A 14290-nucleotide genomic window follows, 5' to 3' on the forward strand; every position below is an offset into this window, starting at 1 on the left:
GCTATCCGCTGAATTCGTAGTCCGACAGCGGAAAGCGACGGCTTCGTACGATCGCCTCGGCGGTGGTGGTGGGCCGCAGCGGCACGTCGCCGTTCTGGTCGAAGTAGTAGCTGTTGGCCAGCGCGCAGCTGTCCTGCCAGAAGATCTGGCGGTGCCGCTTGCGCATCATCTCCGCGAAGAACCGGTCGTTGGCCGCACTCGACACCTCGACCCGGGTGGCCGCCTCGGCCGCGGCCTTCTTCAGACACCGGACGATGTGGTGGGTCTGCGTCTCGATCAGGGCGAAGTAGGACGAGCCGACGTACCCGTAGGGCCCCATCACGGTGAAGAAGTTCGGGAAGCCGGGAACGCTCACGCCCTCGTAGGCCTGCAGGCGATGCTCGGTCCAGAACCGGGCCAGCGAGCGGCCGCCGGCGCCGGTGACGGGGAACGTCGGGAGGCTGTCGACGTCCATCACCTTGAATCCGGTGGCCAGGATCAGCACGTCGACGTCGCGGGTGGTCCCGTCGGCGGTGGCCACGCCCGTCCCGGTCACCTCGTCGATCGGTTCGGTCACCAGCTCGACGTTGTCGCGGTTGTAGGTGGCCAGGTAGGAGTTGTGGAAGCCGGGCCGCTTGCAGCCGACGGCGTAGCGCGGGGTCAGCTTGTCGCGGACCTCGGGATCGTGGACCTGGCGCTTCAGGTACGCCCGTCCCATCTTCTCGGCGCGGCGGGCCAGCGGAAACACGGTGTAGTACTGCGCGGAGATCGTGAACGTCAGCTCGACGTAGGCCTGGCTGAGCAGCCGCTGGATCGCCTTGCCACCGGGGATGCGCATCGCCCACCGCGCGGCGGCCGGCAGCGGCACGTCCAGCTTTGGCATGCACCAGATCGGCGTTCGCTGAAAGACCGTGAGTCGTTCGACGATCGGGGCGATCTCGGGGATCACCTGCACGGCCGAGGCTCCGGTGCCGATGATCGCGACCCGCTTGCCGGCGAGGTCCTGGGAGTGGTCCCACCGCGCGGTGTGCATGGTGATGCCCGCGAAATCCTCCACCCCGTCGATGTCGGGCAGGTTCGGCACCGTGAGCACCCCGCTGGCGTTGACCAGGAAGCGCGCGGTCAGCGTCTCGCCGGAATCGAGATCGATTCGCCAGCAATGGGATTCGTCATCGAAGGCGGCGCCGGTGACCAGGGTGTCGAAGCGGATCCGCGAGCGCAGGCCGTACTTGTCGACGCATCGGTCGGCGTAACCCTTGAGCTCGCTGCCGGGTGCGTAGGTGCGCGACCAGTCTGCGCTCTGCTCGAAGGAGAACTGGTAGGAGAACGAGGGGATGTCCACGGCGATGCCCGGATAGGTGTTCCAGTACCAAGTTCCGCCGGGCTCGGCGCCCGCCTCGACGACCAGGTAGTCGCCGAGACCCGCCCGGTCGAGCTGGATCGCGGTTCCGATGCCGGAGAACCCGGCGCCGACGATGATCGTGTGAAAGTCCGGTTCGTCCACGTGCTGCCTCCGTTCGTCGACTTGGGGCAGAGGCTACGCCGGTGACGGTACCGCGGGTACCGTTTGGCAACGGCGGCTACACGGGGTGCAGGGCCGCCTTCAGTGCCGCCAGTCCCCGATCGACGGCGTCGGTGGCAGCGGGCACCACTCCCGCGTAGGCCAGATAGCCGTGCACCAGCGTCGGCGCGACGTGCACGTCGACCGCAACGTTCGCACCGGCGAGCAAATCGCCGTATTGGATCCCATCGTCGCGCAGCGGGTCGTGCCCGGCGACGGCGATGTAGGCGGGAGGCAGGCCGGAGAACGTCGCCGCTCGGCCCGGGACCAGCGTCGCGGGCGGATTGCGCAGATCCTGGCCGCGGGCGTACCAGCGGGAGAACTCGCCAATCGCAGCGATCGCCAGGATCGGGGCGTCGGCGTTCTCGGCGAACGAGGGCAGCGAGGTGTCCCAGGTCGTCGCGGGATACCACAGCAACTGCATGGCGATGTCGGGTCCACCGGCGTCGCGGGCCAGCAGCGTCACCGCCGCGGCGAGGTTGCCCCCCGCCGAGTCCCCGGCGACCGCGAGGCGCCCCGGATCGGCACCGAGGTCGGCACCGTGCTCGGCCACCCACCGGGTCGCGGCCCAGGCGTCCTCGACCGCCGCGGGATAGGGGTGCTCGGGTGCCAGCCGGTATTCCACCGAGACCACCAGTGCGCCGGACCCGACGGCGTGCCGGCGGGCGTCACCGTCGTAGCTGTCGAGATCGCCGACCACCCAGCCGCCGCCGTGCAGGAACAGCACCACCGGGACCGGTCCGGTGTCGGCCTCCGGTGGCCAGTACAGCCGGACCGGGACGGGCCCCGCGGGACCCGGGATCGTTCGATCCTCGACGCGCAGGTCCTGGTGAACGGGGCGGCGGGGCAGGTCGCGGAACCGCTGGCGGGCCGCCTCGGGACCTCCGTCGACCGTCAGCTGGAACGGCACGGCGTCCAGTACCTTCTGCAGGATGGGATCCAGACCGGGCTTGTCGCCTGCGGCATCGGTGACGGGCACCGGTCCACCGTACGCAACGCACGTGACGAGGACGTGCTGGGTCGCGGCGGCGCTCGTCGGCGCGGCCTATGGAGTCTTTCTGCTAGTGACGGCGCTGCGGCTGCCCGCGGGCGCGGAGCTGACCGGCCAGTTCGGCGCGCAACCCGCGGTCAAGGCGCTCGCCGCGGTGCTCCTGGCCGTCGCCGCACTGCGCCACCCCGTACGACGCGAACGCCGCTGGCTGGTACCCGCCCTGGTGTTCTCCGCGGCGGGTGACTTCCTGCTCGCCATGCCGTGGTGGGCGCCGTCGTTCGTCCTTGGCCTCGCGGCCTTCCTGCTCGCGCACCTGTGCTTCCTGACCGCGCTGTGGCCGCTGGCCGCCCGCACTCCGGGGCGGCTGGCGGCGGCGATCGTGGTGTGGATCGCCTGCGTGGCGCTGCTGGTGTGGTTCTGGCCCCGGCTGGTCGCCGACGGCATGGCCCCGCCCGTGATCGTCTACATGGCGGTGCTCGCCGCGATGGTCGGGGCCGCGCTGCTCGCCCGGTTACCGACGCCGTGGACCGCACTCGGCGCGGTGTGCTTCGCCGTTTCCGACGGGATGATCGGCATCGGCCGGTTCGTGCTGCGATCAGAGGCGCTCGCCGTGCCGATCTGGTGGGCCTATGCGGCGTCGCTGCTGTTGATCACCGCGGGATTCTTCTTCGGGCGGAGTGGGTCGTCGTCGGACCGGTCTGCTACACCACCTCCGTGACCGACATCAGACAGGCGGCCGAGCACGAGCCCATCGCCCGGGTGCTCCCCATGCTGTCGGTGCCACACCTCGACCGCGAGTTCGACTATCTGGTCACCGCCGAGCAGTCCGACGATGCACAGCCCGGCGTCCGGGCGCGGGTGCGCTTCCACGGCCGGCTCGTCGATGCGTTCATCCTCGAACGCCGTTCCGAGACCGACCACGCCGGCAAGCTGGGCTGGCTGGATCGGGTGATCTCCAGCGAGCGGGTGCTGACCCAGGACGTCCGCCGGCTGGCCGACGCCGTGGCCGCGCGCTACGCCGGCACCAGGGCCGACGTGATCCGCCTCGCGGTGCCGCCGCGCCACGCGCGGGTCGAGAAGGAGACCGTCCCCGAGGCGCCCGCGGCCAAGGTGCAACCGGTCGATCCGGCCGCCTGGGGCGCCTACGGCCGGGGCACGCACTTCCTGGACGCCCTCGCCGAGGGTCGGGCGGCGCGGGCCGTCTGGCAGGCCCTGCCGGGGGAGCGATGGCAGGACCGCCTGGCCGAGGCCGCCGCGGTCGTCGTCGGCGGCGGTCGTTCGGCGCTCGCCGTCGTGCCCGACCAGCGCGACGTCGACACGCTGTTCGCCGCCGCAGTGCGCCACGTCGACGAGGGTGCGGTCGTGGCGCTGTCCGCGGGGCTCGGCCCGGCACAGCGCTACCGGCGCTGGCTATCGGTGTTGCGCGGGCATGCGCGGTTCGTCATCGGCACCCGCAGCGCGGTCTTCGCGCCGGTCGCCGACCTCGGGTTGGTGATGGTGTGGGACGACGGCGACGACACCCTCGTCGAACCGCGGGCGCCCTATCCGCACGCCCGCGAGGTCGCGATGCTGCGGGCCCACCAACTGCGGTGCGCGGGTCTGATCGCCGGGTACGCCCGCACCGCCGAAGCGCAGGCGCTGGTCGCCACCAAGTGGGCGCATGACCTGGTGGCCACCCGGCCGGTAGTGCGATCGCGCACGCCACGGGTGGTCGCGCTGGACGATAGCGGCTTCGCCCAGGAGCGCGACGCCGCCGCCCACACCGCGCGGCTACCGACCATCGCCCTGGACGCGGCCCGCGCCGCGCTGCGGTCGGAGCGCCCGGTGCTGGTGCAGGTGCCGCGACGGGGATACGTGCCGGCGCTGGCCTGCGGCAAGTGCCGCACCATCGCCCGGTGCCGGGTCTGCACGGGACCGATGTCGCTGCCGGACCGCGGGGCCGGGGCACTCTGCCGGTGGTGCGGGCGAACCGAGTCCGCGTTGCGTTGCGCGCGTTGCGGTTCCGACGCCGTGCGGGCCGTCGTCGTCGGGGCCCGTCGGACGGCCGAGGAACTGGGCCGGGCCTTCCCCGGCACCGCGGTGGTCACCTCCGCCGGTGATGCGGTGCTCTCCGAGGTGGCGGCCAACCCGGCACTGGTGGTGGCCACCCCAGGGGCCGAGCCCGCGACGCCCGGCGGCTATGGCGCGGCGCTGCTGCTCGACGGCTGGGCACTGCTGGGCCGTCAGGACCTCCGGGCCTTCGAGGACACGTTGCGCCGCTGGATGGCCGCCGCCGCACTGGTACGCCACCGCGGCGACGGTGGCGTGGTGGTCGTGGTCGCCGAAGCCGCTGCTCCGACCGTGCAGGCGCTGATCCGCTGGGATCCCGTCGGGCACGCCGAGCTGGAGCTGGCGCAGCGGACCGAGGTCGGTCTGCCGCCCGCGGTCCACATGGCCGCCGTCGACGGAGTCCGCGCGGCGGTCACGGCGCTCCTGGAGGCGACCGAGCTGCCGGGCACCGCCGACGTGCTCGGTCCGGTCGAGCTTCCGCCCGGCGCGCGGCGACCATCGGGGATGGAGCGCGACGCGGAGGTCAGCCGGATGCTCGTCCGGGTACCCCGCGACGCCGGACTGGGGTTGGCCTCGGCGCTGCGCCGCGCCAGCGGGGTGTTCAGCGCCCGCCACGATCAACCGCCAGTTCGCGTCCAGATCGACCCCCTGCACATAGGGTGAGGCGAACACGACGCGGGCGGGAGGTGTCATGAAGCGGATTCTCGGCTGGCTGATCCTGTTGGCATTCATCGCCGTTGGCTTGTTCTGGCCCGTGCTGTTCGACGGTGGCGCCCAGTCCCGCGGTGCCGTCGACGACCCCGTCGTGATCAGCGACTACCGCGCCGACTACTCCGTCGGCGCCGACGGCACCCTCAACGCCGTGGAGACCATCCAGGGCGAGTTCCCGTCCGGGCGCCACGGAATCTTCCGCTACTGGGACGTCGCCAACCAGAACGACGCCCACGTGCGTCAGGAGCCGACGATCACGTCGATCACGCTCGACGGCGGCGCCGTGCCCTTCGACCTGCTCTGGGACTCGGGAGACCGGTTCCGGGTCGCCAAGATCGGAGACCCCGACTCCACCCTGCCGCCAGGCCGGCACACCTACGAGCTGCGCTACACCATCCCCGGCGTCCTCGATCGGGGCAGCACCGGCCGCGACCGGAAGTTCGCCACCACGATCGGCAATCCCGAGGCGACTTCGGTGTTCTTCTGGAACGTCATCGCGCCGTCGTGGAACAACGTGATCGAACGGGTCGGCGTGCGCGTCACGCTCCCGGCCGACGTCGTCGGCGCCGAATGCTCGGTCGGCTTCGGCACGGGACGTGCCTGCGACGGGTTGACGACCTCCGGCAACACCGTGTCGTTCGGGGCGCGCGATCTTCCGCCCCGGACCCCCGTCACCCTGCGGGCGGGGGTCGACGTGCCGACGCCAGCGCGGGTCAGCCTGCCGTGGTCGCACGAATGGGACCGGGTCCTGGGTCGGTCACTCGGGGGTGTGGTGTGGGTCGCCGGGCTGACGGTGGCGGGCGCCCTGGTGGCCTTGCTCTGGTACCGCACGACGGTGGAACCAGAACCCGGCTTTCCGGTGCAATACGGTCCACCGGAGGGCCTCGGGCCGGTGCAGACCGAGTACGTCCGTACCGAGGCCGTCCCCAAGAACGGGTTGACCGCAACGCTGCTCTACCTCGCCGAGCGCAGGCTGATCACGCTGACCGAGGTCGGTGACGAGCGGTGGAGGATCCGCGGCGTCGCTCAGGCGGGGGCGTGGGCGGACGTCGACCCGGTCTCGGTGGCCGTCGGCTCGGCGCTCAAGGTCACCAGCTCCGGCAGCGAGTTCGAGGCCAAGAAGACGGTCTCGGCGGGCAAGAAGCTCAACGCCGCGAAGACCGACATGACCGCGGCGGTTCAGAAGTGGGCGATCGACGACGGTCTGATGGTCAAGCGCCGCAAGGAGCTGTGGGTGCGGGTCGCGAATGCGCTCGCCCTGGTGCTGGCCCTGTGTGCCTTCTTCCGTTGGGGATTTCCCACCACCATGTGGGGCCTGCCGTTCATTGCCTTCTTCGTCTTCTCCAGGCGTGCGTGGGGTGACGGCGTTGGTACGCGTCGCACCCCCGCCGGACGCGAACTGTGGTCGCGGGCAGGCGGATTCCATCGGCTGCTGTCCACGGAATCGGCCGAGACTCGGTTCGACTTCGCCGCGCGCAAGGACCTGTACACGGCCTACATCCCGTTCGCCGTGGCAGCGGGTTGCGCGGCGCTGTGGGCCAAGAAGTACCGGGACGCCATGGGAGCCGTTGCTCCGCAACCGGATTGGTACACTACCTCGTCGACGTCCAGCGGTTGGGGCGTCAGCAGCGGTTCCGGTAGCCCCAATTTCGACGGTTTCGAATCGGCGTTGTCGTCGTCGATCGGCGCCTACACCGCATCGCAGTCCTCGTCGTCCTCGTCGTCGAGTGGCGGCTTCAGCGGTGGTGGCGGTGGCGGTGGCGGCGGTGGAGGAGGTGGTGGCTCGTGGTGACTCTCGTGTTGATCCTGGTGGTCATCCTGCTGGTGCTCGTCCTCGTTGGTTTCGTCATGGGCTACAACAAGATTCGCTCGGCTGACGTCCGCGTGTCGGAGGCGCTGTCGGGCATCGACGTCGAGCTGACCCGCCGTGCGTCGCTCATCCCCAGCCTGGTGCAGACGGTGCAGACCTTTGCCGCGCACGAGAAGGGCGTCCTCGACCACGTGACCGACGCCCGCGCCGCGCTGACCTCGGCGACCGCTGGAAGGTCGGTCGCCGAACGCAGCGCGGCGGAACATCAGCTCGACACCGCGCTGGGGCCGCTGCTGGCGCTCGGGCAGACCTACCCTCAGCTGAACTCGTCCAGCAACTTCCTCAACTTGCAGGACAATCTCGCCGACACCGAGAACAAGCTCGCGTTCGCCCGCCAGTACTACAACGACGCGGTTGCCACGCTGAACAAGGCAGTCACCACCATCCCGTGGATGTTCGTCGCGCCGCTGACCGGCGTCTCCGAACGCGAGTACTACCAGATACCCAGGTAACACGTGCGCATCGTCTTCGCGGGCACCCCCGAGCCCGCTCTCCCTTCGCTTCGGCGACTCCTCGACTCGCCGCACCACGAGGTGGTGGCAGTACTGACCCGGCCGGACGCCGTGTCGGGGCGGCGCGGCCGGCCGTCGCCGTCCCCGGTGGCGCAGCTGGCGCTCGACGCCGGCGTCCCGGTACTGCGTCCGCAGCTGCCCAACGGCACGGAGTTCGTCGGTGAGCTCGCCGAGCTGGCCCCCGATTGCTGCGCCGTGGTCGCATACGGCGCGCTCCTGCGCGACGGCCTGCTCGCGGTTCCGCCGCTGGGCTGGATCAACCTGCACTTCTCGCTGCTGCCGGCGTGGCGGGGTGCCGCGCCCGTCCAGGCCGCGATTGCCGCCGGAGACGAGGTGACCGGTGCGACGACGTTCCGCATCGAGCCGAGCCTGGACTCGGGACCCGTCTACGGCGTGGTCACCGAGACCATTCGTGCCACCGACACCGCTGGTGAACTGCTCGGGCGCCTGTCGATGTCCGGGGCCGTGTTGCTCGAACGGACCATGGACGGCATCGCCGACGGTTCGCTGACCGCGGTGCCGCAACCCGCCGACGGCGTCTCGGTGGCGCCCAAGATCACCGTCGACGAGGCGCGGGTGCGCTGGGACCTGCCAGCCCAGGTGGTCGACCGAAGGATCCGCGCGGTGACGCCGAACCCGGGGGCATGGACGATGATCGGAGACATGCGCATCAAGATTGGACCCGTCGCACTGACCGGGGGAGAGTCCTTGCCGCCCGGCTACATTCAGGTCGACCGGCAGGGCGTGCGGGTCGGCACCGCGACGCTGCCCGTGCTGCTCGGCGACATCCAGCCGCCCGGCAAGAAGGCCATGAAGGCCGCCGACTGGGCCAGGGGTGCCCGGCTGGACGAGAACGCGAGCGCGCAGTGACCCGGCCGCAAGGCAAGCGCAGGCCTCCGCGCAAACCCTTCGACCCCGCCCGCCAGGCGGCCTTCGACGTGCTGCGGGCGGTGTCCGAGCGTGACGCCTACGCCAACCTGGTGTTGCCCGCCCTGCTGCGGGAACGTCACATTGGCGGGCGAGACGCCGCGTTCGCCACCGAGCTGGCCTACGGGACCTGCCGCGCGCTCGGCCTGCTCGACGCCGTCATCGTCCACGCAGCCAACCGTCCGGTCGATCGCATCGACCCGGTGCTGCTGGACTTGCTGCGGCTTGGCTCCTACCAACTGCTGCGCACCCGCGTGGACGACCACGCCGCCGTCGACACCACCGTCGAGCAGGCAGCGATCGAATTCGACACGGCCCGTGCGGGATTCGTCAATGGCACACTGCGCACCATCGCGTCGCGCGACGAGCAGTCCTGGGTGGCCGAGCTCGCCCCGCCCGCCGGCACCGACCCCGTCGGGAACATCGCCTTCACCCACGCCCACCCGCGCTGGATCGCGCAGGCCTTCGCCGACGCCCTCGGCGCCGACGCCGCCGAGCTGGGCGCCCTGCTGGCCAGCGACGACGACCGCCCGCTGGTGCATCTGGCCGCCAGACCCGGGCTGCTGACCGCCGAGGCGCTGGCCGAGGCGACCGACGGCGAGGTCGGCCGGTACTCGCCGTACGCGGTCTACCTGGCCGGCGGGGACCCTGGCCAACTCGACGCGTTGCGCGACGGTGCGGCACAGGTGCAGGACGAGGGCAGTCAACTGGTGGCGAGGGCGCTCACCCTGGCCCCGCTGGATGGTGCCGACGGGCGCTGGCTGGATCTGTGTGCGGGCCCCGGCGGCAAGGCCTCGCTGCTGGCGGCCATCGCCGCCGAGTCGGGCGCGCACGTGACCGCAGTGGAGCCCACCCCGCACCGCGCGGAGCTCGTCGAGCAGGCGGTCCGCGGCCTCGACGTCGAGGTGCTGCGGGTCGACGGTCGCGAAACTGGGCTGCCCGCAGCGTCCTTCGACCGGGTGCTGGTCGACGCCCCGTGCACCGGGCTCGGGGCGCTACGGCGTCGGCCCGAGGCACGATGGCGCCGTCAACCCGGTGACGTCCCCGGCCTGGCCAAGCTGCAGAAGCAGCTGCTCGCCGCAGCCATCGCACTGACCCGCGACGGCGGGGTCGTGCTGTACGCCACGTGTTCGCCGCACCTGGCCGAGACCGTCGGCGTGGTCGCCGACGCGCTGCGCCGCCAACCGGTTCGAGCGATCGACACGCGGCCGCTGTTCGACGCTGGCCGGGAACCGATGACCGGGCTCGGCGCGGGACCCCACGTCCAGCTCTGGCCGCACCGGCACGGCACCGATGCGATGTTCGCCGCGGCCCTGCGCGTGCAGCGCTGAGCGTGCACCCCGGGTCGCTTCGCTCCTGCCCGCCGAACCTAAGCTGACCGCCATGGCAGAACCCTTGATCGCCCCGTCGATTCTGGCCGCGGACTTCGCCCGGCTGGCCGAGGAGGCCGCTGCGGTCTCCGGATCGGACTGGCTGCACGTCGACGTGATGGACAACCACTTCGTCCCAAATCTGACACTCGGTCTGCCCGTCGTCGAGAGCCTGCTCAAGGCCACCGACATCCCCATGGACTGCCACCTGATGATCGAGGACCCGGCGCGCTGGGCGCCACCCTACGCGGAGGCCGGCGCCTACAACGTCACCTTCCACGCCGAGGCCACCGACGATCCGGTGGCCGTGGCCCGCGACATTCGCGCCGCGGGTGCCAAGGCCGGTCTGAGCGTCAAGCCGGGTACCGCCATCGAGCCGTACCTGGAGATCCTGCCGAACTTCGACACCCTTCTGGTGATGTCGGTCGAACCAGGATTCGGCGGCCAGAAGTTCATGCCGGAGGTGCTGACCAAGGTCGCCGCCGTCCGCCGGCTGGTCGATGCGGGGGAGCTGACGATCGTGGTCGAGATCGACGGCGGCATCAACGCCGACACCATCGAGGCGGCCGCCGAAGCCGGCGTCGACTGCTTCGTGGCGGGCTCGGCGGTCTTCGGTGCCGAGGACCCGGGCCGCGCGGTGGAATCGCTGCGCCGGAAGGCCGCCACCGCCTCCAAGCACCTGGCGCTGTGACGCGGCGATGAACGTCGAGGACGCCATGCGGTCGGCCATCGCGCAGGCCGACGGCGTCAAGGGTTCCACCTACCCCAATCCACCGGTCGGAGCGGTCATCCTCGATCGCGACGGTGCCATCGCGGGCGTGGGTGCCACCCAGCCGCCCGGCGGTCCGCATGCCGAAGTCGTCGCACTGCGGCGGGCGGGGGAGCGCGCCGTGGGCGGCATCGCCGTCGTGACCCTGGAGCCCTGCAACCATCACGGCCGCACCCCGCCCTGCGTGGACGCCCTCATCGGAGCTGGGGTCGCGCGGGTGGCCTACGCGGTCGCCGACCCGAATCCATTGGCCGCAGGTGGGGCCAAGCGGTTGACCGAGGCGGGGCTATCGGTCGACGTCGGGGTGCTGGCCGACGAGGCCGCAGGGGGAGCGCTCCGGGAGTGGCTGCACCGCCAGCGCACCGGCCGTCCGCACGTGACGTGGAAGTTCGCCTCCAGCGTCGACGGCCGCAGTGCCGCCGCCGACGGCAGCAGTCAGTGGATCACCAGCGAGGCCGCCCGCGCCGACGTGCATCGCCTGCGGGCCGTCGCCGACGCGATCGTGGTGGGCACCGGCACCGTCTTCGACGACGACCCGACGCTCACCGCCCGCCTGCCCGACGGTTCGCTCGCCGAACGGCAGCCGCTGCGCGTCGTGGTCGGTGAACGCGAGATCTCGCCCGACGCCCGCGTGCTCAACGACGACTCCAGGACCATGGTGATTCGCACCCGCGATCCCCACGAGGTGATTAGGGCGCTGTCGGACCGGACCGACGTGCTGCTCGAGGGCGGCCCAACGCTCGCCGGGGCATTCGTTCGGGCCGGGGTGGTCGATCGGATCCTGGCCTACGTGGCGCCAACCTTGCTGGGCGGCCCGGTGATGGTGGTCGACGACGTCGGAGTGGGGAGCATCGTCGCCGCACCGCGTTGGCGTTTCGACGACGTGCGCCGGCTCGGGCCCGATCTGCGGCTGAGCCTGGTGCCGGGCTGACCGGACGGTGACGTGGAATTCCCTTGGCTGCCAATGTGACTGGCATCACCAAGGGAGTGCTCGAGTTCGGGCAGTCGTTACCGCTTCGAGACCTCAACCGCCCCGTGAGCCCCCTGGCGGGCGGTGCTCCCGCCGTAAAATCGACGGCAGGGCTCGAGTCACCCCGATCGGGCCCAATCCATCGAAGAAGGACGACGAGCAATGACTGCACTGCAGGACTGGCTCAGCTTCCGCCCCATCGATCAGAGCACCATCAAGGAACTGGTCTGCCGCCCGTTGCGCGCGGTCCTGAGCACGTCGGACGTCCAAGACGACGCCGAGCTCAAGCTGATCAGCCCGGGCGTCGAACGCTGCTGAGCCGTTAGCGCCGAGCCTCCGCGATCTCCGTGGCGGCGTCGGGCGCATCGGCGTGGTCGTGCTTGCCGGTGATCAGCAAACCGAGCACCGCACCCACCGCACACACCACCATCGTGATGAAGAAGATCTGGCCGTACTGCATCGTGTAGGCCGTCTTCACGTTGGCCGCGAGCTGGGCACCGATCTCCAACAGGTTGGTGCCCTTGGGCTTCGGCATCTCCGCGAGATATTGGTTGAACTTGTAGAGCCCCCATGCGCTGAGCGAGGCGAGCCCGATGAGCATGCCGATCATCCGGGCGACGACCACCGATGCGGATGCGATGCCGTGCTGCGATCCCGGCACGGCCCGCAGCGTCGCCGACGTCAGCGGTCCGATGACCAGGCCGAGACCCAGACCTGCCAGCACCAGGTCGGTGTTGAACGTGGGCAGGCTGATCACCCCGAGGTCGTGATGCGACGACAGCACCTCGGAGTTCCAGTGCGACACCAGCCAGTAGGCGAACGCCGCGATGGCCAGTCCGACGAACGCCATGATGCGATCGCCGATCTTGGTGGCCAGCCAACCGCCGAGGATCGCGCCGACGGGCAGCGCGCCGAGGAACCACACCAGCAGGAACGCGGTCTCGGTCTGTTCCTTGCCCAGCACGCCCTGCCCGAACAGTTCGACGTTGACCAGCGTCACCATCAGCGCGGCGCCCGTGCACAGCGAGGCGCCGAGCGCGGTCAGGAAGGGCAGGAACTTCACACCCGTCGGATCGATGAGCCGGGTGGTGGCGAACTTCTCCCAGACGAAGAACGCGATGCCAGCGACGAGCGCCGCCAGCAGTACCGGCACCCCCCAGTTCGGGAGCACCTGCTTGCCGTCCGGCGCCGGGTTGTACAGCCCGATCACCATCAGACCGAGCGCGGCGGCAAGCAACAGGCCGCCGACGACGTCGACCTTCTCCTTCGGCCCGTCCAGGTCCCGCGACGGCAGGCTGAAGTGGATCATCACCATGGCGATCAGCGTGAGCGGCACGTTGATCCAGAACACGTCGCGCCACGTGTTCAGGGCCGCCACCACACCGATGCCGTACAGCGGGCCGAGAACGCTGCCAAGCTCCTGCGCCGCGCCGATGCCGCCGAGCACGGATGCCCGGTTGCGGGCGGCCCAGAGGTCGGCGGCCAGGGCCAGGGTGACGGGCAGCAGCGCGCCGCTGGCCGCGCCCTGGATGGTGCGACCGACGACCATGGGGATCAGGTCCGTCGACATCGCGGTGACCACCGACCCCGCGGCGAACCCGGCGAGGCTGACCTGCAGCACCAGCTTGCGGCCGAACTTGTCCGACGCCCGGCCCAGCAGCGGCATGGCCGCGATGTATCCGAGCAGGTACCACGTGATGATCGGCGTCACGCGCTGAATCTGGTTCAGCGAGATCCCGATGTCTCGCATGATGTCGTTGATGATCGTGACGACGACATAGGTGTCCAGGGAGCCGAGGAGGACCGCCAACCCGCCGGCGGTGATCGCGATGCGCCGGTTGGCGGCCGACGGCGCGGCGGCCTCGTGAGCCCCCGACATCAGGCGGCGGGCTTGGTGACGGTGACTGTCTTGCCCCAGTCGCTCAGCGTCATCTGGACGCTGTTGCCCGGGCTGGGCTCCAGCTTGGCCTGCACCAAGTCGTGGTCGCCGTCCTCCTTGATCCACGCGGTCGAGGGCACCGCACCGGTGGCACCGAGATCGGCAAGGCCGTTGACGGCGTCGGCGTCGACGGTGCCGGTGATCTTCACGGTGTCCACGCCATTGATGGTCTCGCGGCCCTCGGCCTTGGGATTGGTGAACTTGGCCAGGATGTTGGCCAACCCGACGTCGGGGTTGAGGATCTTCGACACGTCGTAGATGTCGGCGGCGGGCCCGAAGTTGGTGAAGCTACCCGGCGTCAGCGCGCCGTAGAGGTTGCCGTCGGCGACCACGAAGTCGACGTCCTTGAACGTCTGGCCGAAGGCGATGATGCTGGCCTTGCCCTGTGCGGCGACCACGGGAACGTTGGTGAGGTCACCGGTGAGCGTCTCGATCGGCAGCTTGGCGATCTTGCCGGTCACGGCGAGCTCGAGGTGGACGCTCTTCTGCGCCCTGGTCGTCTGGTCGGAGTCCTTGAGGAGCGTGGCTGCATCCGGTAGCGGTGCGGCTGGCTTGTCGGAACCACCGCATCCCGCCACGAGCAGCAACGCTGCGAACAGGGACACGAGGACGGCAATGCGGGGGCGCGTCTGCATGTCTGCA

13 protein-coding genes are annotated in these 14290 nt (G+C 70.6%); 9 read left to right on the top strand and 4 right to left on the bottom strand.

The annotated features are described in order from the left end of the window. Nucleotide 1: 1 nt before the first annotated feature. Together SBI80_RS15215 and SBI80_RS15220 are read right to left on the bottom strand one after the other, a co-directional pair. On the bottom strand, nucleotides 2–1483 hold the full coding sequence (locus SBI80_RS15215) for a flavin-containing monooxygenase (RefSeq protein WP_318975608.1): 1482 nt from the start codon (nucleotides 1481–1483) through the stop codon (nucleotides 2–4). Between the two features lie 76 nt (nucleotides 1484–1559). Further along, nucleotides 1560–2519, bottom strand: a complete 960-nt coding sequence (locus SBI80_RS15220) for an alpha/beta hydrolase (RefSeq protein ID WP_318975609.1) — start codon at nucleotides 2517–2519, stop codon at nucleotides 1560–1562. Between SBI80_RS15220 and SBI80_RS15225 the strand changes: the two genes are divergently transcribed. The 9 genes from SBI80_RS15225 (at nucleotide 2473) to SBI80_RS15265 (ending at nucleotide 12027) form a co-directional block, all read left to right on the top strand. After that, nucleotides 2473–3249 (top strand): lysoplasmalogenase, encoded by a 777-nt coding sequence (locus SBI80_RS15225; RefSeq protein ID WP_413232726.1) that lies wholly within the window; start codon nucleotides 2473–2475, stop codon nucleotides 3247–3249. The two genes, SBI80_RS15220 and SBI80_RS15225, sit on opposite strands and share 47 nt — an antisense overlap. Next, on the top strand, nucleotides 3246–5243 hold the full coding sequence (locus SBI80_RS15230; RefSeq protein WP_318975611.1) for a primosomal protein N': 1998 nt from the start codon (nucleotides 3246–3248) through the stop codon (nucleotides 5241–5243). The genes SBI80_RS15225 and SBI80_RS15230 overlap by 4 nt, the downstream gene beginning before the upstream one ends. 28 nt (nucleotides 5244–5271) lie before the next feature. Then, complete coding sequence (locus SBI80_RS15235; protein WP_318975612.1) at nucleotides 5272–7083, top strand: DUF2207 domain-containing protein; 1812 nt, start codon at nucleotides 5272–5274, stop codon at nucleotides 7081–7083. Then, nucleotides 7077–7613: a LemA family protein gene (locus SBI80_RS15240; RefSeq protein WP_318975613.1), complete on the top strand. Its 537-nt coding sequence runs from the start codon at nucleotides 7077–7079 to the stop codon at nucleotides 7611–7613. Before SBI80_RS15235 ends, SBI80_RS15240 begins: the two co-directional genes overlap by 7 nt. 3 nt (nucleotides 7614–7616) lie before the next feature. Then, nucleotides 7617–8543, top strand: coding sequence for a methionyl-tRNA formyltransferase (gene fmt / locus SBI80_RS15245; protein ID WP_318975614.1), 927 nt, complete (start codon nucleotides 7617–7619; stop codon nucleotides 8541–8543). After that, the gene (locus tag SBI80_RS15250) at nucleotides 8540–9931 is read left to right on the top strand and encodes an RsmB/NOP family class I SAM-dependent RNA methyltransferase (RefSeq protein ID WP_318975615.1); all 1392 of its coding nucleotides are present in this window, start codon (nucleotides 8540–8542) and stop codon (nucleotides 9929–9931) included. Before fmt ends, SBI80_RS15250 begins: the two co-directional genes overlap by 4 nt. Before the next feature lie 52 nt (nucleotides 9932–9983). Beyond that, nucleotides 9984–10661 carry a ribulose-phosphate 3-epimerase gene (rpe, locus tag SBI80_RS15255; protein ID WP_318975616.1) on the top strand — a complete coding sequence of 226 codons (678 nt, stop codon included), beginning with the start codon at nucleotides 9984–9986 and terminating at the stop codon, nucleotides 10659–10661. A gap of 7 nt (nucleotides 10662–10668) precedes the next feature. Further along, nucleotides 10669–11670: a bifunctional diaminohydroxyphosphoribosylaminopyrimidine deaminase/5-amino-6-(5-phosphoribosylamino)uracil reductase RibD gene (ribD, locus tag SBI80_RS15260; RefSeq protein ID WP_318975617.1), complete on the top strand. Its 1002-nt coding sequence runs from the start codon at nucleotides 10669–10671 to the stop codon at nucleotides 11668–11670. A 201-nt stretch (nucleotides 11671–11871) separates the two neighbouring features. Beyond that, entirely contained in the window at nucleotides 11872–12027 is a 156-nt protein-coding gene (locus SBI80_RS15265; RefSeq protein ID WP_318975618.1) for a hypothetical protein, read from the top strand. Nucleotides 12028–12031: 4 nt separating this feature from the next. On the opposite strand, the gene SBI80_RS15270 is transcribed toward SBI80_RS15265, so the two are convergent. Then, nucleotides 12032–13588 carry an MFS transporter gene (locus tag SBI80_RS15270; RefSeq protein ID WP_318975619.1) on the bottom strand — a complete coding sequence of 519 codons (1557 nt, stop codon included), beginning with the start codon at nucleotides 13586–13588 and terminating at the stop codon, nucleotides 12032–12034. Next, complete coding sequence (locus SBI80_RS15275) at nucleotides 13588–14283, bottom strand: LppX_LprAFG lipoprotein (protein ID WP_318975620.1); 696 nt, start codon at nucleotides 14281–14283, stop codon at nucleotides 13588–13590. The genes SBI80_RS15270 and SBI80_RS15275 overlap by 1 nt, the downstream gene beginning before the upstream one ends. Between the last annotated feature and the right edge of the window lie 7 nt (nucleotides 14284–14290).

Origin of the sequence: Mycolicibacterium sichuanense, assembly GCF_033741125.1 — a bacterium.
GTDB lineage: Bacteria > Actinomycetota > Actinomycetes > Mycobacteriales > Mycobacteriaceae > Mycobacterium.

What these genes read in the sequence shown, in the direction of transcription:
- SBI80_RS15225 (WP_413232726.1), top strand. Translation starts at nt 2,473, where the DNA reads ATGGGATCCAGACCGGGCTTGTCGCCTGCGGCATCGGTGACGGGCACC.
- SBI80_RS15235 (WP_318975612.1), top strand. Translation starts at nt 5,272, where the DNA reads ATGAAGCGGATTCTCGGCTGGCTGATCCTGTTGGCATTCATCGCCGTT.
- rpe (WP_318975616.1), top strand. Translation starts at nt 9,984, where the DNA reads ATGGCAGAACCCTTGATCGCCCCGTCGATTCTGGCCGCGGACTTCGCC.
- ribD (WP_318975617.1), top strand. Translation starts at nt 10,669, where the DNA reads ATGAACGTCGAGGACGCCATGCGGTCGGCCATCGCGCAGGCCGACGGC.
- SBI80_RS15265 (WP_318975618.1), top strand. Translation starts at nt 11,872, where the DNA reads ATGACTGCACTGCAGGACTGGCTCAGCTTCCGCCCCATCGATCAGAGC.
- SBI80_RS15270 (WP_318975619.1), bottom strand. Translation starts at nt 13,588, where the DNA reads ATGTCGGGGGCTCACGAGGCCGCCGCGCCGTCGGCCGCCAACCGGCGC.
- SBI80_RS15275 (WP_318975620.1), bottom strand. Translation starts at nt 14,283, where the DNA reads ATGCAGACGCGCCCCCGCATTGCCGTCCTCGTGTCCCTGTTCGCAGCG.